The organism is Marivita hallyeonensis, from assembly GCF_900129875.1.
Taxonomy (GTDB): Bacteria; Pseudomonadota; Alphaproteobacteria; order Rhodobacterales; family Rhodobacteraceae; genus Marivita; species Marivita hallyeonensis.
This window is the reverse complement of sequence record NZ_FQXC01000005.1, coordinates 166,315-184,555: the sequence shown is the minus strand read 5'-3', so window position 1 is coordinate 184,555 and position 18,241 is coordinate 166,315. Positions and strand designations below refer to the sequence as shown.

Annotated in this window: 12 protein-coding genes; 4 read left to right on the top strand and 8 right to left on the bottom strand. The window is 60.8% G+C overall.

Going from position 1 to position 18,241, the window contains the following annotated elements; all coding sequences use genetic code 11:
* Positions 1-2: 2 nt before the first annotated feature.
* The 3 genes from BUA42_RS17060 to BUA42_RS17050 are packed head-to-tail and all read right to left on the bottom strand — an operon-like array spanning position 3 to position 3,285.
* Positions 3-1,871, bottom strand: a complete 1,869-nt coding sequence (locus BUA42_RS17060) for a branched-chain amino acid ABC transporter ATP-binding protein/permease (protein WP_084066278.1) — start codon at positions 1,869-1,871, stop codon at positions 3-5.
* Entirely contained in the window at positions 1,871-2,515 is a 645-nt protein-coding gene (locus tag BUA42_RS17055) for a cysteine hydrolase family protein (protein WP_072779536.1), read from the bottom strand. Before BUA42_RS17055 ends, BUA42_RS17060 begins: the two co-directional genes overlap by 1 nt.
* Positions 2,512-3,285 carry an N-formylglutamate amidohydrolase gene (locus BUA42_RS17050; protein WP_072779535.1) on the bottom strand — a complete coding sequence of 258 codons (774 nt, stop codon included), beginning with the start codon at positions 3,283-3,285 and terminating at the stop codon, positions 2,512-2,514. The genes BUA42_RS17055 and BUA42_RS17050 overlap by 4 nt, the downstream gene beginning before the upstream one ends.
* 80 nt (positions 3,286-3,365) lie before the next feature.
* On the opposite strand from BUA42_RS17050, the gene BUA42_RS17045 reads away from it, so the two are divergent.
* The 4 genes from BUA42_RS17045 (at position 3,366) to BUA42_RS21455 (ending at position 8,906) form a co-directional block, all read left to right on the top strand.
* Positions 3,366-4,211: a MurR/RpiR family transcriptional regulator gene (locus tag BUA42_RS17045; RefSeq protein WP_072779534.1), complete on the top strand. Its 846-nt coding sequence runs from the start codon at positions 3,366-3,368 to the stop codon at positions 4,209-4,211.
* Entirely contained in the window at positions 4,208-5,509 is a 1,302-nt protein-coding gene (locus BUA42_RS17040) for a type I glutamate--ammonia ligase (protein ID WP_072779533.1), read from the top strand. The genes BUA42_RS17045 and BUA42_RS17040 overlap by 4 nt, the downstream gene beginning before the upstream one ends.
* Positions 5,482-8,508: an aminotransferase class III-fold pyridoxal phosphate-dependent enzyme gene (locus BUA42_RS17035; RefSeq protein WP_143152734.1), complete on the top strand. Its 3,027-nt coding sequence runs from the start codon at positions 5,482-5,484 to the stop codon at positions 8,506-8,508. Before BUA42_RS17040 ends, BUA42_RS17035 begins: the two co-directional genes overlap by 28 nt.
* A 275-nt stretch (positions 8,509-8,783) precedes the next feature.
* A complete protein-coding gene (locus BUA42_RS21455; protein WP_281249791.1) occupies positions 8,784-8,906 on the top strand; it encodes a hypothetical protein in 123 nt (40 codons plus the stop codon).
* Positions 8,907-9,508: 602 nt separating this feature from the next.
* On the opposite strand, the gene BUA42_RS17025 is transcribed toward BUA42_RS21455, so the two are convergent.
* The 5 genes from BUA42_RS17025 to BUA42_RS17005 all read right to left on the bottom strand — a co-directional run bounded on the left by BUA42_RS17025 (position 9,509) and on the right by BUA42_RS17005 (position 18,081).
* Positions 9,509-11,110 (bottom strand): amidase, encoded by a 1,602-nt coding sequence (locus tag BUA42_RS17025; protein WP_143152733.1) that lies wholly within the window; start codon positions 11,108-11,110, stop codon positions 9,509-9,511.
* 153 nt (positions 11,111-11,263) lie between these two features.
* Positions 11,264-11,776: a hypothetical protein gene (locus BUA42_RS17020; RefSeq protein ID WP_143152732.1), complete on the bottom strand. Its 513-nt coding sequence runs from the start codon at positions 11,774-11,776 to the stop codon at positions 11,264-11,266.
* A 127-nt stretch (positions 11,777-11,903) separates the two neighbouring features.
* Positions 11,904-13,457 carry a phytoene desaturase family protein gene (locus BUA42_RS17015; protein WP_072779528.1) on the bottom strand — a complete coding sequence of 518 codons (1,554 nt, stop codon included), beginning with the start codon at positions 13,455-13,457 and terminating at the stop codon, positions 11,904-11,906.
* Positions 13,458-13,756: 299 nt separating this feature from the next.
* Positions 13,757-16,942 carry an efflux RND transporter permease subunit gene (locus BUA42_RS17010; protein ID WP_072779527.1) on the bottom strand — a complete coding sequence of 1,062 codons (3,186 nt, stop codon included), beginning with the start codon at positions 16,940-16,942 and terminating at the stop codon, positions 13,757-13,759.
* A 2-nt stretch (positions 16,943-16,944) separates the two neighbouring features.
* Positions 16,945-18,081, bottom strand: a complete 1,137-nt coding sequence (locus tag BUA42_RS17005; RefSeq protein ID WP_072779526.1) for an efflux RND transporter periplasmic adaptor subunit — start codon at positions 18,079-18,081, stop codon at positions 16,945-16,947.
* Between the last annotated feature and the right edge of the window lie 160 nt (positions 18,082-18,241).

The window sequence follows — 18,241 nt, the reverse complement described above, 5'->3', positions numbered from 1 at the left end:
TTTCAATTGGCGAGGGCTTGATCTTGAGGTGTTTGTGCATCGGCGGCGCGGGCCACCCGACCGCGGCCGATATAGGCTTCAATGACCTGAGGGTTCCCGCGCACCTCTTCGGGCGTGCCCTCGGCGATTTTCTCACCCCTGTTCATCACCACGATATGGCTGCATAGGCGGTTCACGAAACGCAGGTCGTGGTCGATCAGCAGAATACCGATCCTGCGGTCCTCGCGGATGCGGATCAGGCGGTCCGCAAGGTCATCGGTCTCGGCGGGATTCATGCCCGCTGCGGGTTCGTCCAGCAACAGGATGGCCGGATCCTGCGCCAGCGCGCGGGCAATCTCCAGCCGTTTGCGGGCGCCATAGGGCAGGTTGTCGGCGCGTATCGCGGCGATGCTGCCAAGGTCAAAGGCTTCCAGTTCGCGCAGCGCTATCGCGTTGGCCCTCTGGCGGCTGTTGCCTGCGGCCAAGGCGGCAACCAGCACGTTTTCAAAGGCGGTCAGACCGGAGAAAAGTCGCAGGTTCTGAAAGCTGCGCGCAACGCGGTGGTCGATGATCCGGTGACGCGGCAGCCCGGTCAGATCCACGCCTTCGATCTCTGCACTGCCTGTATCGGCGTCGTATTGACAGGTGATGAGGTTCACCAGCGTCGATTTGCCCGCCCCATTCGGGCCGATCAGCCCGGTAATCCGGCCAGCGGGCACGTCAAAGCTGACATCGGTGACGGCTTTCACCCCTGCAAAGGCGCGCGAAAGGCCACGCGCCTTTAACGTCTCGGTGGAGACGGGGCGCGGCGCGGGCGGCTCAGTCGCTCTGGAGGCGATGCGCCTCAGCAGGCCTGCGCCCGCGCCGGGGCCCAGCTCAAACCCGCCCACCAAGCCTTGCGGGCGAAACCAGATGACCAGCAGGATCGCGACACCAAGCGAAACGGTCGTGAGACCAAAGACTTCTGGAAGGGTGACCCCGCCAAGGGTGATCCCGCCCTCCAGGTTGCGTACCGTGTTTTGCAGGATGGTCACGGCGATCACGCCCACCACCGCGCCGCCAACCGAACTCATTCCGCCCACGATCATCATCACCACATGGGCGAAGACCAACCCGAGATAGAAAGAGGCGGGCGAGAACGCACCCAGAATATGCCCGTAAAGAGCGCCTGCCACCACGGCCAATGTCCCCGACAGCGTCCACGCCGCCAGCCGCGCCCGGCGCGGTGCAATGCCTAGCGCGGTCGCCGCGTCCTCGTCATCGCGCACCGCGCGGACGAAGAGGCCCCAGCGGCTTTCGCGATAGACCCGCGCGAGGATGACAAAAACAATCGCCGCCATCAGTACGAAGGTCAGATCGGTGATCCGGGGCACGCCATAAAAGGTCTGGCTGCCGCGCGTGAACTCCCGCGCCGACACGGCGATGCTATGGACGATGATCAAAAGCCCCAGTGTCGCGATCGCCGCCGAGGCCCCCACCAGCCGGGAAATCGCACTACCGGTGAGCAAGGCAAAACCCGCGCCCGCCAATAGGACAAAAGGCAAGGCGCCCAAGACCGACAGCTCATGCCCCGCCAGCCAGCCCGGAAGCTCAGGCAACGCGCTGCGCTGCAAACCGGCGGGCATAGTGAGGATACCCGAGAGATACGCCCCCAGGGCCATAAAGGCACCGTGCCCGAAGGAGACAATGCCGGTGTTGCCGCAGAAGACCGCCAGTGCCACCACCGCCGACACGTTCACGCACATCAGGACCGCGATCCGTTCGCCAGTACGTCCAAAGACCAGCGTGAGAAAAGCAACCGTTCCGATCAGCACGCCAAGGGCCGCGAAGGTGCGCAGCCAGTTTGCCGCGCGCAGCCGCGCCGGATGGGCGAAGAGCGCGGCGTCTGCCATCAGGTCTGCGCTTCCAGCTCGGCGACAAGCTCGGCGCTGGTAATCTGACGGCAATATCCCTTGATTGCGTTCAGCGAATTGTCGTGGCGCGCCTGCGAATAGGTTAGGCAGGCATCGGTCACCTGCGTTACCAAGTAACCCAGATCGCAGGCATCGCGGATTGCGCTTTCGACGCATTGATCGGTGATCAGCCCGGCGATGACCAACTGCCGCACGCCGAGGTTGCGCAGGATATAATCGATATGAGTCGAGACGAAGACCGAGGATGAGGATTTCGGTAACACGATCTCGTCCCCCTGTGGTGCGATCCGGTCGATCACCTTGCCGTCCCAACTGCCTTTGGGCACGTTGAAGCCGGTGATCTTGTAATCGAGTGACCGGTCGCGGCCATCGAGCGTGAGGCTCTCAATCGTAGTATACATCACCTCCACGCCTGCTGCTCGTGTGGCTTTCTGGATGGTCTGCATGTTGGGGATGACACGGCCGTTCAACTGTTCGAAATACCAGCCGTATTTCTCCTCCATGACGTCTGGGGACAGATCCTTGAATTCCGCGCCTTCGCGCTCGGCAGAGAAGTTCTGCACGTCGATGAAAAGCAGCGCCGAGTGCGCCGGTTCTAGCGGAACGTCGCGGGTGAGGGTCATGCCTCTGCCTCCTGCATCACGGTGGTGATTGCCTGCGCGACCAGATCCGCCCAGAGCGGGATGCCGTCGGGCGTTGAAATCAGGTCGTTGCGGATCTCGATCAGGGCATGGGCGGCGCCACTGGGTTCGGCATGGCGCGGTATGAACCAGTCAGTGTCGTCTTCGATCCGGTAGGGTTCGTTCACCGCCATCGTCAGGTGGGGCTGCCGGGCAGCGATGGCCTGCATCAACCTCTGGGCAGTGCGCGTGTCGCGGCGACTGAGGAAGCCCGCATGCCATGGTCTGGGTACGCCTCCCAGAATGGGCGTGAAGGAATGGATTGAGAAACAGCCACGCGGTTGCAGGTCGCGCATGAAATCGGCGAGCGCAGCATCAAGCGGCGCAAAGATCTCCTTGGCACGTTGCCTCTGATGTGAGCGGGAGATCCCGGTGTTCCCCGGAATGGGGACGCCGTCGACCTCTGAGGGCACGGCATGGACGCTGTCGGGCGGACGGTTCGCGTCGATGACCAGTCGGCTGTAATTCTGGATGACCAGCGGCGCGCCCAGCCGTGCCGCCACCTCGCGCGCCACGGCCAACGCCCCGATATCCCAGCCGCGATGGCTGTCGATCACCTGCTGGCTGACACCCAACCTGTTCAGACGAGCGGGGATCGATTGTCCTGCATGTTCGCACAGCAACAGCAGCGGTACCCGAGATTGCCCGTTCACGATGCTGACCGGAGCGGGATCGGATGGGTGCAGAATCGTTGAGTCGTCGGCAAGGGTCATACCCGCAAGCCTTGGAAAAATCCTTTTCTCTGTCAACTTTTTTCCATTGACTGAAAATTTATTTTCACCATTCTGATGAAATGACAGTCAGATCGACCATCAGCGCCGCCTCGGACAGCCTGACCCAATCAGAGCGCAAACTGGCAGCGACGATTTTATCGAACTATCCCTTCAAGGGACTGCTCAACATTCAGGAACTGGCCGAGGAGGCGGGCGTCTCGGCCGCGTCTATCTCGCGCTTTACCGCCAAACTGGGGCTCGATGGCTATGCCGACATGCAACGCAAGCTGTTGGAGGAGTTGCGCCGAGGGGATATCTCTCCGGTTGATCTGCACGAGCGTAGCACCCGGATCGAAGGCAGCTTTCTGGCAGGCTTTCTGTCCCGTGCCGCAGCCCAGATCGAAACGGCAGGCGATGCTATCACAGATGGTCAGTTCGACCGGATCACCGCACTCTTGTCCGACCAGCGCAGGCAGGTCTTTGCCCTGGGGGGCCGGATCAGCGACACCATAGCGCGTCATCTGACCTTTCACCTCGCCCAGTCCCGCGAAGGCGTCGAACATATGTCCCGCGACATCGAATCCTGGCCCGGCCACCTGCTGCGCATGCGACCGGGCGATGTGGTTTTCCTGGTCGATTTCCGCCGTTACGAGCACACGCTTGAACGTCTGGCGCAGGCCTTGGCCACCAAAAAGGTGAAGATCGTGCTCCTGACCGATAGCTGGATTTCTCCGATCAAGAACAACGCGGCTGAGGTGCTCGCAGTACCGATTGAGACAGGCACCGTCTGGGACAGCTATGCCGCCGCGCTGGCCATCGTTGAGGCGCTTGTCGCCCGCGTCGCGGAACTGACCTGGGACGAGACCCGGGACCGCATCGAACTCTGGGACGCCACGCGCGCCCTGACCACGGAGACCAAGACATGACTGATTTGATCTTTGCCGCAACCTGCGATCTGGCGGGCAAGGTACGGGGAAAGGCCTTTCCCGCCGCGCAACTGGACAAACGGCTGAAGCGTGGCGTGGGCTGGACGCCCACGAACGTTCAGATCACCTGTTTCGACACCATCTCCGAAAGCCCTTTCGGCGCGTTGGGGGATCTGCTGCTGATTCCTGACGAAGAGACCGCCGTCGTTGCGCAATTCGAAAACGGCACGGAGCGTTTCATGCTGGGCGATATCGTCACGCTTGAAGGCGCGCCATGGGACTTGTGTACTCGCGCGCTCCTGCGCGGCGCACTTGAGCGGTTGCAGAATGTGGCCGGAGTGTCCATGCTTGCGGCATTTGAGCACGAGTTCCAGCTGACCACCGGCAATGCCGCGAAATACGAGGCCTATGGGCGCGCCGGTTTCGAGGCACAGCGTGGGCTGTGTGAGGCTCTGATGTCGCATCTGGCCGATGCCGGTCTCAGCCCCGACAGCATCATGAAAGAATATGGCCCCAATCAATACGAGGTGGTGATCGGACCTGAGGCAGGGATGCGGGCCGCCGATGCAGCTGTCATCGTGCGCGAGCTAACCCGGGCAACCGCGCGCCACGCGGGCGAGCATGCGACCTATGCCCCGATCCTCGATCCGGCCAGTGTCGGCAATGGCGTGCATGTCCATATGAGCTTTCTCGACGCAAACGGTGCGCCCGCCACCTATGATCCGGACGGCCCTTGCGGCATGTCAGAGCTTGCAGCGGCTTTCTCCGCGGGCGTTTTGAAATATCTCGACAGCATCCTTGCCCTGACGGCGCCCTCGGTTGTCTCCTACCTGCGATTGACGCCGCATCGCTGGTCGGCGGCCTACAACAACCTCGGCTTCCGCGACCGGGAGGCGTCTCTGCGGGTTTGCCCTGTCACGGCCAAGGATCCCGCCAGCATCGCGCGGCAGTTCAACATCGAATACCGCGCGGCCGATGCGGCCGCCTGCCCGCATCTGGCGCTGGCTGCCATCGTGCATGCCGGGTGCCAGGGGATCGAAGACGGTCTAAACCCTCCCGCACCGACCGAAGAGGACTTGTCCCTTCTTTCGCCCGCCGACCTTGACGCACGGGGGTTCATCCGCTTGCCCGAGACGCTTGAGGCTGCGCTGGAGCGGTTTGAGAACAATACTACCGTGCGCGGATGGTTCCCTGAGGTCTTCGCTCCGGTCTACGTGGCGCACAAGCGCGGCGAAATGGCCTTTCTCGCAGAGATGGACACCGCCGCGCAATGTGCTGCCTACGGCCGGACTTACTGACAGTGCGCCATTGGAAAGACCTTCTGCACCAGCACTGGGGCATCTCTGTTGATCTGACGCGACTCGATGGCGAATACGACCTGAACTTCCTGGCCGAGACCGACAACGGCGTGGGTTACGTGCTCAAGGCGATGCGCCCGGACTGCCCGCCCTGGCTCGTTGACATGCAGGTGGCGGCACTGGCGCATATCGCGCGGCGCGATCCCGATCTGCCGGTTCCAAGGGTGATGCCGTCGGTATCGGGATCTGAGGTTCTGACCCTTTCGGATGAACATGGGCAATACCGCCTCGTCTGGCTGATTGAGCGGTTGCCGGGCCGCTGTTATGCCAAGGCTCAGCCCAAGACGGCGCGGCTTGTGCAACAACTGGGTGAGGTGTTAGGCCGGACGGCCCACGCGCTCGAGGACTTCGCGCACCCCGGATTGGCGCGCGATTTCAAGTGGGACCTGATGCGCGCCAGTTGGATCGCCGAGCATCTTGACATGATCCCCGACGCGGGCCGCCGGGCGCTTCTGTCCTCGGCGCTGGCCGGTTTCGAGACAATCAGCCATGCGTTGCGGACACTACCCCAGCAGGCGATCCATAATGATGCTAACGATTACAACATCCTCGTAGCAGGGGAACTGGGCGATCAGCGCATCTCGGGTCTGATTGACTTCGGAGACATGTGTTCCGGGCCTCGCATCTGCGATCTCGCCATCGCCGCAGCCTATGTGGTGCTGGATCATCCTCAACCAGATCGCGCGCTGGAGGCGCTGGTTGAGGGGTATCATGACGTCTATCCCTTGACTGGCGTAGAACTTGATCTGCTCTGGCCTTTGATCCGGATGCGCTTGGCAGTGAGCGTGGTCAATTCTCACCTCATGGCCGTTGAGACGCCGGATGATCCTTATGTGGTGATCTCCCAAGCCCCCGCATGGCGCTTTCTGGAGACCTTTCCGGAACCACCCAAACTCTTGTCGCCACGATTGCGCGCAGCCTGCGGTCTGCCAGTCAGCGACGCGGCCGGTCGCGTGCTAGCGTGGCTCGACAATGCGCGGGGCGGCTTTGCCCCGATCATCGGAGCGGACCTCGCTGATGCGCAGCTGCACGCGCTGTCAGTGGAGGCAAGCACCTGCCCGCAGAATCCCTTCGACATGACCCCTACCGAGGCCGCAAGACTGGGCGAAGAAAATGGTCCGGCCGGGGAGGTCTGGCTGGGCTACTACCTTGAGCCGCGCCTGATCTACACAGCACCCGCGTTCCGTTTAGGACCGTGGAAAGCCAGCAACCGACGCACTGTGCATTTGGCGGCGGATGTCTTCGCCCCTGCCGGCACGCCGCTGCGTGCGCCGCTGGAGGGCGAGGTCGCTGCGATCGAGAACCGCACCGACCACCTCGACTACGGCGGCGTCATCGTCCTGCGCCATGTCACGCCGGAGGGCGATACGTTCCACACGCTCTACGGTCACCTTGATCCGTCCTGTTTGGAGACACTCAAGCCCGGTGATCGGGTCGCGAAAGGTGCGGTGTTCTGCCATTTGGGTGGCATTCACCAGAACGGAGGCTGGGCTCCGCATTTGCATATTCAGCTTGCCCTGACCATCGACGGGATCGGCGATGACTGGCCTGGTGTTTGCGATCCCGATGACATTGCCCTGTGGGAGGCCGTCTGCCCAAATCCGGCGGCACTTCTGAACCTGCCCGATGACATGCTGCGCTATCGGCCGACGGATCGCCAAGCCGTTCTGGCCGCGCGCAAGGCGCATTTTGGCGGCAATCTCAGCCTCAGCTACGCAGAGCCGGTGATGCTGGTGCGCGGTTGGCGGCATCACCTCTTCGACGAATGGGGGCGACCATATTTGGACGCCTATAACAACGTGCCACATGTCGGCCATGCGCATCCACGTATCCAAGCCGTGGCAGCCGACCAGCTGCGGCGCGTTAACACCAACACCCGCTACCTGCATCCGGCACAAACGGAGTTCGCCGAGGCGTTGCTTTCAAAGCTGCCGGACAACTTGCAGGTCTGCTATTTCGTCAATTCCGGGACCGAGGCCAACGAACTGGCGTTACGCCTTGCGCGCGCGCATACGGGCGGCAAGGGCATCGTCACCCCCGATCATGGCTATCACGGCAATTCCACGGGAACGGTCGCCATCTCGGCTTACAAATTCAACAAACCCGGCGGGGTGGGCAAGGCAGATTGGGTCGAACTGTTCGAAGTGGCAGATGACTATCGCGGTTCTTTCAGGCGGGATGATCCCGATCGTGCTCGCAAGTTCGCCGATCTCGTCGACCCCGCGATTGCGGCCCTGACGGAGCGGGCGCAAGGCCTTGCGGGTTTCATCGCCGAAACCTTCCCTTCCGTCGGGGGCCAGATCATTCCGCCGCCGGGATACCTTCCTGCGGTTTACGAAAAAATCCGCGCGGCGGGCGGGGTTTGCATTGCAGACGAGGTTCAGACGGGGTTGGGCCGGTTGGGTGAACACTACTTCGGTTTCGAACAGCAGGAGGTCCGACCGGACATTGTGGTCCTCGGAAAACCCATCGGCAACGGCCATCCAATTGGTGTTGTCGTCACGACGCGCGAAATCGCAGACAGCTTCAACAACGGGATTGAGTTCTTTTCGACGTTTGGTGGCTCGACCCTGTCTTGCAGGCTCGGCCGCGAGGTCCTGCAAATCGTCGAAGACGAAGCCCTGCAGGAGAACGCCCGCCTTGCGGGGGCAAGGCTGATTGAGGGATTGAACACGCTCGAAAAGCGATATGATTGCATCGGAGACGTGCGTGGCATGGGCCTGTTCGTCGGAGTGGAACTCGTCCGACCGGATGGATCGCAGGCGACCGAAATCTGCCGCTTCGTCAAGAACCGAATGCGCGATCATCGCATTCTCATCGGCAGTGAAGGCTCCCACGACAACATCCTGAAGATCCGCCCACCCTTGACCATTGAAATGGACGACATCGACATGATTTTGACAGCGCTTGATGAGGTGCTGGCCGAGGTCACGGTGTAACGCCCATAAGGTTCAAGTAGCGCTGCCAAGGATGCCAAGGTTAACTTGCCCCTTTAAGGGGGCCTTGCTAGCCAGAACGGTCTTCAGGGGCTTAAGCCAAGTATGCCAGATTTGCCGCCCGGGTTGGTTCGGCGAACCGAGCGCTGGTTGCAAGGTTGCTGTGTGTCGACAAGCGATAACCTAAAGATCACGTTTCTGACCGAGCAGCGCACGGATGCGAGAAATGTTGGATTGAATGTCATTGTTATCGCCCACCACAACCCCGGCCGCCTCAAATGCCAGTCGATGCCTTCCGTCACGGCGCGCCAGACGGCCACCTACTGGCCCTGAAACAGGGCGGAGCCGGTACTCTTCAGGACATCGAAGGCCATTACCGCCTCTCGTCGGGAGACAGCTAGGGCGGTCTTCAGTGCGTTAAGCTCGCAGGGCACCATCTTAGCTTCGAGCATTTCCTTCACGGCCGAACCGGACGCCTTTGATGTAACGCCCGTGCGGTGGTGTCGCCTCCAACGGGTCGGACTGTGCCGTCCAATTCGGTGCCTATGTCGGTCAGGCTAAACCCATGGACTATTCGCACTTACCGAGAAATGTGGATTAGGTGTTCGAAGATTTTGAATGAGGTTAACTTGGATCGCTGAGTTATCGTTAAAGTCCGACCCGGGCGAAAGCCGCCCCTCGGGCATCTTTTGGCACGTGTCACCGTCAACTCTTAGCGTTCGTTGGATGCCAAGCAGCATCTACTCAGGCTGGCAAAGAAGCGACGGCTGTCCGAAGACGTCTAGGCATGCTCGGTTGCGCTCGTCATGCCGCACGTTCGCTGAGACGGCGACGTCAGTTGATGGGGAGTTCGAAGTTTTTCCGGAGGAAATTGCCTTTGCAACCAACATTCGAATGGCATTTGCGGAAAGGCCTTCAAATTCCATTTGGTTTTCTCCGGCGACCGAACTTGTGGTCTCGTGCCCGGTTTTCCCGCTTGGCAGAATTCCAGTATTGGCTCTTCTCAAAGGCTCACCGGCAATTCTGGCCGAAGTGGATACTCCTCCGTCTTGCGGAAATGCGCTTCTAGGGCTGCCATTACAGCGAGAGCCACGTGGTCGTGCCAGTGCCGCGCGACGACCTGCACTCCGACCGGCAGTCCGGCGCTGCCCCGTTCGACCTGCTGTGCCGTGATGTCGGCGATGTCCTTGCCGACCTTGCGGTCGCTCTCCTCGTCCGGTCGCACTCTGGTGGTCGAAACCACGCCCGCAGGGGCGCCGAGGACGTTGTAGGTGAAGGCGTAGCTCACTGCCGGAAACAAGTGCTCGCTGGCACCATGCGTCACAGCTGGTACGGCGTGGGGCGGGCAGATCACGGCATCCAATCCGGCTGCATCGAGCGCGCGCTGGAAGCGGACCCGATATTCCGTGCGGGCCTCGACCAGATGCCAGTAGTCGGCGGTCTTGAGCGCGCCCATGTTTCCGATCACGCGGGCATTGTGGTGCTGGCCCCTTGCGGCCATGAGCCGTGCCACCATGGCAAGCACCGGGCGCGGCGTCCCCATACCCTTGACCGCAGCTGCAATCTGCGGGATCGGTTTTTCCGCGCCGAGCAGAGATTTCATCCGTGCCCCGCCTCCGGCCGTCATCACACCGAGGAAGATGCGCATCGCCTCGAACGGGTCCGGCGCGTCAACGGGGACGATTTCGGCACCCATGGACCGCAGGGCTTCTGCGGCCTCTTCAACCGCGCGCCGCAGCGCAGGTGACACGCTGAAGAGACCGTTGTCGGTGTAATAGCCGATGCGCATCCCCTTGACCGGTATCGTCGCCGGGTCGATCCAAGGCACCGGCGGGACGTTGTCGATGGTGGCGTTCATCGAAGTCCTGGCAAACACCTCCATCGCCAGCGCAAGATCCGCAACGGTTCGGGCGATCGGTCCGGGCTGTGGCAGGATGGCTTCCTGCCCATATCCGAGGAGATCGCCCGGGAAATCGTCGTTGGTCAACCGGCCCGTCGTCGGTTTGAAGCCATGAACGCCGCAGGACAGCGCCGGAATCCGGATGCTGCCGCCCAGATCGCTTGCCAAGGCAAGCGGTGCGCCGCCAGCGGCGACGATGGCCGCGTCACCGCCACTGCTTCCGCCCGGAGAACGCTTCAAGTCCCAGGGATTGTTGGTGCGCCCATAGACCCGGTTGTCGCTTTCGTGGCCCAAGAGCGTCTGCACGATATTGGTCTTGCCGAGGATGATCGCACCCTCGGAGCGAAGCTTGGTCACCAATGGCCCCTCGTCATCATAGACGTTGCCGATCTTGTTGGTTGCCCCGAGCGTGGTTTGCGTACCCTTGACCTTGTATTGCTCCTTGATGGTCACTGGCACGCCGTGCAGAGCGCCAAGTGGTTCGCCTCGGGCACGCGCCTCGTCAGCCTTTCTGGCTTGTGCGCGGGCTTCCTCGAACAACGGAATGACAATTGCGTTCAGGGCCGGATTGACGGTCTGGATGTGGCTGATGTGGGCGTCGACGACCTCTTCGGCGGAAAAGGCGCCGGACTTGATCGCGCCTGCCATTTCCGACGCGCTCATATGGATCTTCTCGTCTGGGGATTTGGGCCGTGTCCGGATCACGCTCGTGCTCTCCTCTGATGGGGATAGGTAGTGCACCGAAAGACCATATCCGCGACCGATACGGGACAAGGGACATGGATCGGTTGGGGAGGAACTGCCCGAGTGCCACTCCTGAAAAGCGCTTTGAATACCGTCAGGTTGGGGTGTCGAGCGCTAAGCATCGGCTGACCGATTTCGGCGAAGGCGGAGGGCGATGCCGATGATCAGCATCGCCAGACCGACGAGCGCGAGGCCCCACTTCACCGTCGTCCATTGATTGGCCGTGGCCGCCATCTGGGGCGTCAGTCCATCGACGCCGGCGCGCAGAATCTTGGCCACTGCCAGATTCTCAAGAACATCCGCCACGACGTACGACAAGGAAACGATGCCGATGACCAAAACCGGCAACCCGGGGAACAGCCAGCGAAACACGAAAAATATGACCGCGCCCAAGAGCGGCGGAAACACCATGTCGAGCCAGAATTGCGCTCCGAGATGGAGCGCCGCACCCTCATCATCGAGCGCGGACAGGAACTCTCGCACCTCCTCATAGGAATACCCGGTGAACCGCATATCCAGCAGGCGAAGACCGCCGGCCGTCTCTTCGATCCGTGGTGCCGTCCAGAGGTTCATGGCGAGCCACGCCGCAAGCGTGGCTGCGAGAATGATCCAGAATATCTGCGGCATGATGCGTTTCCCTTGAATTGGCGTCCCTTGCAGCGGCGCCATCAGTCCATGTCGGCACTCAGCCTCGTTGGCGCGTGGTTCGGTGGCGCGCGTGGATGGCGCGTCAGGCCACAAATACGTTCGTCGTCTATTTCGGCAGCTGCCGGAACAGCTTTGGGTCAACGCTCGCCGCTGCCAGCACGCCACCCCAAAGCGCGCCGGGGATACCGGGGGTGAGGACGTCCTGCCCTGCAAGGAAGAGACCCGGGATAGGTGACCGGGTTTGCAGTGCCTCGCTCATCAGACGCTCTGGCGTCGTGTCGATCCCGTAGAAGGCGCCCTTGTGGTGTCCCGTGATCGCCTGGATCGTGAGCGGCGTCGAGAGATTGCGGAATACAACGAGCTTGGCGAGGTCTGGGAAATAGGCCTCGAACCGCGAAAACATCGCGTCCGCAACCTTGGCCTTGAAGACCTCGTAATCCTGCCCCCGCGCGCCCGGCTCCTTGCCCGCCCATGTCTCCACCACCGACCAGTCGACCCAGGCGACGATTTCGCCGGCGTATTTCTGAGACGGTCCCGCGTCATGGCTGGGATCCTTCAAGGAGGCGAAAGAGACGAAAAGGCCGGGCGGCGGACTTTCGGGCGCATCCGTCCAGACCACGTCGACCTTTCCGCCCGGGTAAATCCAGTGGTTCGACCGTGTCGCCCCGGCACGTTCGATATCGCCCTCAAAGCCCACGAACAGGCTGAAATGGGCGACCGAGTGCGGCAGGGCGTTGATCTCGTCGATCCACTCCTGATGCCCGCATCCTTCGGGAAGCAGCGTGTTCACCGTCTCGCGCGCCCCGATATCCGAGATCACCGTGTCCGCCCGTATCTCCTCCCCGTCCGCCGTGCGCACACCAATGACTCGGTCATCCTCCATCAGAAGCGTCTCGACTTTGGTGTTGGCCCGCGCGTCACCCCCTGCCTTGGTAATCGTCGGTAGGATGTGCTCGGCAAAGGCCGCACCCCCGCCCTCGGGATACCACGCGCCACTTTGAAGGTAGCCTCCTGTAATCAGGGCATGCATGGCGAAGCTGGCCTTGCTGGGCCTGCCGCCATGATCGAACCATTGCGCCGCCAACGCCGCCGCGAGGACGGGATTGTCGGTGATCTCGTCGATGACCTCTTGCGTCGTGCGCATGCACCAGCGCTCGACGGCGTCGCTGTGCCACCACTTCAGCGCCGTGCCGACCAAATCGGGCATTGCGCGCGTCGAGGTGACCTTAAGTGCAGCATCCCGGCCCTCTTTCAGCGCACCGATCCATGCATCGATGGCCTCCGCGTCTTCGGGGAACCTGTCCTTCAAGTCGCGCGCCTGCGCCTCGTAGGGGCGAGACAAGGACAGCGGCGGGGCGTCGCCGATATGGACATTGTCAAAGATCGTGCCCATCGAGGCAAACTCGATCGGTGTATCCGACAGCCAGTCCAGAATGCGTCGCTCACGATCTTCCGGGGCGACATGATTGAGATAGTGGATGCCCGCATCCCACTGAAACCCTTCGAGGGTGAAGCTGTGGCTCAACCCGCCTAGCGTCTCGTACTGCTCCAGCAGAAGCACCTTGTGCCCCACCTTCGACAGCGCGGCGGCCGCGGCCATGCCGCCCATGCCAGAGCCGATCATGATCACGTCCCAGTCTTTGCCCTCGGGGTCTGCCATGTCGGTTGTCCTCCGCATCCAATCAAGTCAAGAAGACGCTTTTTCATTGAGACCGGATAACACGTTCTCGGAAAGTCGCTTTGATCGCGATCAATGCTAAACTGAGCGAAATGGGGGGAGCAGCCAGCAATATAGGTATGCGGGTACTTGGAAAAGTGGACTAGAGCCACGCCCGCTTCACGTGACGAATTGCACAAACACGGACTTATCCGGACCTTACTTCAAATTGAAAAAGCAGGGAGCTGACGAAAAAATGGCTCGTTAGATTTGCGTCACTTAGCACTTCAGACATCAAGCGGTTACTGCGCTTCAGCGGTCTTGTCCCCTTGGCCCTCCGGCGCGATCCCCAACTTCGCCACATGGTCGGCGAGCCATTCGTGGGTTCTGAGATAGGCTGGCATCAACAGGATAACGATGACAGAGCCGACCAATATCCCGAAGCCCAGTGAAACGGCTGTGGGGATCAAAAATTGGGCTTGCAGGCTTTGTTCCAGAATGAGCGGAGTTATTCCCAGGAAGGTTGTGGTCGTTGTCAAAAAGATCGGACGAAACCGCGCAGCGATGGAGGCGGAGATGACGTCGATTACGTCAGCATCACTGTTTTCTGCGCGCCGCTGTTCGAACTCGTTCACGATCAGAAGGGAAGCGTTGATCATGATCCCGGACAAACCGATGATCCCGAACATCGACAATAGGGTGAGGTTCAGTCCCAGCAAGGCATGGCCGCCCAAAGCCCCAATGATGCCGAACGGCACCGTCAAAAGCATCAGGAACGGTTTCGAGAACGATTGGAAAGCAAGCGCAAGGATCGAATACATGACAAAAAGCGCAAGAAGGAAGTTTTGGCCAAGTGCGGCGCCAAATCGTTGTTGCTCTTCCTGCTCACCACCCAAACTTATCTGAACGTCGGGATGATCCGTCTGAATCTCAGGCAAAACAGTGCCGGTGATATAGCTGGTCTCAGCGGTGCCGGATGTCAGCGCCGTATCGACATCGGCTTCGACAGTTGTGATTTCGCGCGCGTCGATCCGCGTCAGGACCGTGGGTGCAGGTGCCAGATCAAGCCGTGCCAGAGTTGAAAGCGGTACCTGAGCGTCGCCGACCTGCACGCGGAAAGCGGCGATGTCGGCGAGGGTCTCGCGTTCATTTTCCGGCAGGCGCACGCGCAATTCGATCTCTTCCCGGTCCCGTATCAGTTCAGTCGCGACAATTCCGAAAACCGCGCCACGCACCGCTTCCGCGATTTGTGCCAGCGACACGCCCAGCGCCTCAGCCTCAGCGGTGCGGGTGATCTGCACCTCCTGTGCCGAAGTTGCCGCGCTGTTCCGGACGGCAAACACGCCATCGCGGTTTTGCAGAGCCTCGGTGATGCGCTGCACAGCCGCCTCCCGTGCCTCTTCCGACGCTGCTGAGACCTGTAAAGACACGGGTGCACCGACACCAACCAGGGATGCCGAGAAGGACAATTGGCGCGCGCCGGGCACGTCTCCGACCTCTTGCCGCCAAAGGTTTTCCAGCCGCTCGGCGGCAAAAGTGCGTGTTTCGGCATCCTCGATCTTGATATCGACGGTCGCTCTGTTGGGTGACCCGCTTCCGCCGCTTTCCGGATCCCCGGTTCCCGGTGCAAAGCCCACGGCAATGGCTGTCGCCTGAATGATCTGACCAGGCTCCACACCGAGATCTTGCGCGAGTGTCTCTGCCGCACGGTTTGCGGCCTCGGCAACGTTTCCGGCAACGTCTTGTGTCCTCTCTGACCCCGTCCCAGATGGGAGCTCGACTGTCGAAGCTATGAAATTTCCTTCGATTTCGGGGAAAAAGACAACGCGCACCGTTCCGCTGGCAAGCAGTGCGAAACTGGCGACCAAAATGCCGATACATGTCAGGATGACGAACAAAGGCTGCCGCGCGGAAAATGCTGCCGCTTTTCGAACTGGACCATCGCTAAACCGATCCAGCGCACCGCCAATCCGATTGCGCAAAGCATCCGTCACACGACGCGGCGAATACCTGCGTGGGTCATCGGTGCTCAGGTGGGCAAGGTGCTGCGGGAGAATGAAAAAGCTCTCTACCAGCGACATCAGAAGCACGAAAATCACCACCGCTGCGATGGGTGCAATGAAGGATCCCGATGTGCCTGGAAGAAACAGAAGTGGTGTGAAGGCCGCGATCGAAGTTGCGACGGCGAAAAACACGGGCGGCGCCATGCGCGCCGCGCCCGCTTTCGCGGCAGACAGGCCTGCATCGCCTGCTTTGCGCCGCGCGTAGATCGCCTCTCCGACAACGATGGCGTCGTCTACAACGATCCCAAGTGCGAGGATAAAGCCAAACAGCGAAAGCTGGTTTATCGTGACACCGAAGGCCAGCATCAGTGCAAATGCACCAACAAAGCTGACTGCGATACCGACCGAGACCCACAGCGCGATCCGCAGGTCCAGAAACAACGTGAGCAGCAAAAGGATCAAGCCGCCACCGATGGCCGCGTTTTTGATCAGAAGGTCGATGCGCCCCTGCAGGTTGTCCGCTTCATTACGCCATTCGACGATCTCAACCGTGTTGGGCAGCGTCGTTACGAAGTCTTGCTGAATATAGGTTCGGGTCGTTTCCACCAGATCGAGAATTTGTTCATTCCCGTTTCGAAACACTGAAATGTAGACACCCGGCGCGCCATTCAATTGCGCCGAAACGGCCTCTTCGGCCAAGCCATCGTCGATTTCCGCGATGTCTCCGAGCCGTAAGACCGCCCCGTTCTCATCCTCGAACAAAGCAATGCTGCGCAAATCGGCCCCGGTCTCTCGCTCTCCCAAGGCGCGTATCTGCAACCGTGTGTCTGATGAGCGCAGCGTTCCGCCGGACAGATCGAGGTTCTCGGCCGTGATCCGCGCTGCGATGTCGTTCAGGCTCAAACCAAAACTCTCCAGAGTGGCCCGGTCGATCTCGATCCCGATTTCATCAACCGGTACGCCGGAGATCTCGACTGTGCTTATACCCTCCTGAGCCAGCAGTTCCTCGCGCGCTGTCTGAGCCAGGTCCTTGAGCGTTGCGGGATCCATATTGCCAGCAAGAATGTATTGAATGGCCAGCTCAGGCGCGTCCACTTCGGTGACGACCGGATCTTCGGACCCGGACGGAAACACTGTGATCCCCGCAATTGCCGTTTCGATATCGTCTCGAACCGTCGCGACATCCGCGCTGCGCAGGATATCGACCGTCACGACGCCGACGCTTTGGCGGGCTGTTCCCGTAATTTTTCGGACGCCGTCGAGCGACCGGATCTCGTTTTCGATCGGTTCGATGATGCCGTCGCTCACTTCCTGCGGCGACGCACCGGGAAAAGCGACGGTGACCGACACGGCACCTGTGGTGATTTCAGGGAAGTTCTTGATCGTCAGATTGGCAATCGAAAATGCCCCTGCGAACAGCAGAGCAATCATCAAAAGATTCGGGAGGACTCGATTGCCAAGCGCGGCTTCAATCAGGCGGCGCATATTCAGCTACCGTCCGTTTCGTCAATGCGAACTTCGCGACCCTCGATCTGCGTCTGCAACGCAGTCGTCAGGACGCGGTCACCCGGAGCAATTTCATCGGACAGAAGGAACAGGGTATCCTCTGTTCGGCGCTCGATCACGAAGTCCACAGGCCTGAGTCTGAGGTCCTCATCAACCCGCCACAGGCGCTGCCGCGTTTGAAGGGCGGAACTTGGAACGGACAACACAGACCTTTGTGTATCATTGAACGGGATTTCGACATCGACCAGCGCATTCAAGAGCAATTTATTTTCGCCTTCGAAGGGGTCTGTGATTGTTGCGATGATTTCCACCATGCGCGTGGCGCCACCAAGTTGCGGTGAAACAGCCGTGATTTCGGCTTCTCGCGAAGCGTCGCTATCCCGAAGCCGCACGATGACGGTTTTGCCAATAATCCCGCCATTCGCGGCGAACCGACGGTAATCCCGCTCGGTCAGCGATGTGCGCAGTTCAGCGCGGTCAGCTCTGACAACATCGCCGATCCTTTGTCCGGGCTGCACCAGTGCTCCCGGTGAAATGTCTTCGCTCGTGACGAGCGCGACATAGGGAAGGGACAGCGACGTATCCGCAACTTGATCCTGTGCAATCGTGACCGATGCACGTGCGGAGCCCAGATCGGCCTGAGCAGCGGCGCGTGCCGCTTCCAGTTCTTCAATACGCGCGTCGGATGCGAAATTATTGGCGGCCAACTGCCTTTGCCTCTCCAGCGCGTTCTCGGCTTGCATCAGAGCCGCTTCCGCGCTCATCCGAAGGCTTTCCGCGCGCATCAGTTCGGCCTCGTAAGGCGTTCTCCCGAGCCTGACCACCGGAGTGTCTGCGTCGATCCTTCCACCGGTTTCGAAATCGGGATGGATAAACTCGACACGCCCCGCAACTTCGGTCGTGAGCGTAAGAGGATCAGACGGTCGCACGAAGCCGGTTGTCAGCAAGGCTGGAGGACGTGTCACTTCGGTTACGGTTGCGACGGTCACAAGCGGCGGCAAGCGAGTCTGGGACTGAGGCGCCTCAGTCTCGTTTCCGGCCCAGATAAGCGCTGCGATCCCGCCGCCGAGGATCGCGGCCCCAAAAACGGAAAAGAAAATGAGTGACCTAACTGCCATTGGTGGCCTTTCGTTCGATGCCGAAACTGAAGCTGACTTCGGAAGCGAGTACTAATCATTCTGCGAATGACCGCCTTCCCCGGCCTTCGCTTTGACGGAAAAGAGCACAAGACACCCGCGTTGATGATCGGAACGCGCAGACACGCCTTTCGTTCCCATA

Coding starts and splice junctions, on each gene's coding strand:
- BUA42_RS17060 (WP_084066278.1), bottom strand. CDS start 1,871: ATGGCAGACGCCGCGCTCTTCGCCCATCCGGCGCGGCTGCGCGCGGCA.
- BUA42_RS17055 (WP_072779536.1), bottom strand. CDS start 2,515: ATGACCCTCACCCGCGACGTTCCGCTAGAACCGGCGCACTCGGCGCTG.
- BUA42_RS17050 (WP_072779535.1), bottom strand. CDS start 3,285: ATGACCCTTGCCGACGACTCAACGATTCTGCACCCATCCGATCCCGCT.
- BUA42_RS17045 (WP_072779534.1), top strand. CDS start 3,366: ATGACAGTCAGATCGACCATCAGCGCCGCCTCGGACAGCCTGACCCAA.
- BUA42_RS17040 (WP_072779533.1), top strand. CDS start 4,208: ATGACTGATTTGATCTTTGCCGCAACCTGCGATCTGGCGGGCAAGGTA.
- BUA42_RS17035 (WP_143152734.1), top strand. CDS start 5,482: ATGTGCTGCCTACGGCCGGACTTACTGACAGTGCGCCATTGGAAAGAC.
- BUA42_RS21455 (WP_281249791.1), top strand. CDS start 8,784: ATGCCAGTCGATGCCTTCCGTCACGGCGCGCCAGACGGCCACCTACTG.
- BUA42_RS17020 (WP_143152732.1), bottom strand. CDS start 11,776: ATGCCGCAGATATTCTGGATCATTCTCGCAGCCACGCTTGCGGCGTGG.
- BUA42_RS17015 (WP_072779528.1), bottom strand. CDS start 13,457: ATGGCAGACCCCGAGGGCAAAGACTGGGACGTGATCATGATCGGCTCT.
- BUA42_RS17010 (WP_072779527.1), bottom strand. CDS start 16,942: ATGCGCCGCCTGATTGAAGCCGCGCTTGGCAATCGAGTCCTCCCGAAT.
- BUA42_RS17005 (WP_072779526.1), bottom strand. CDS start 18,081: ATGGCAGTTAGGTCACTCATTTTCTTTTCCGTTTTTGGGGCCGCGATC.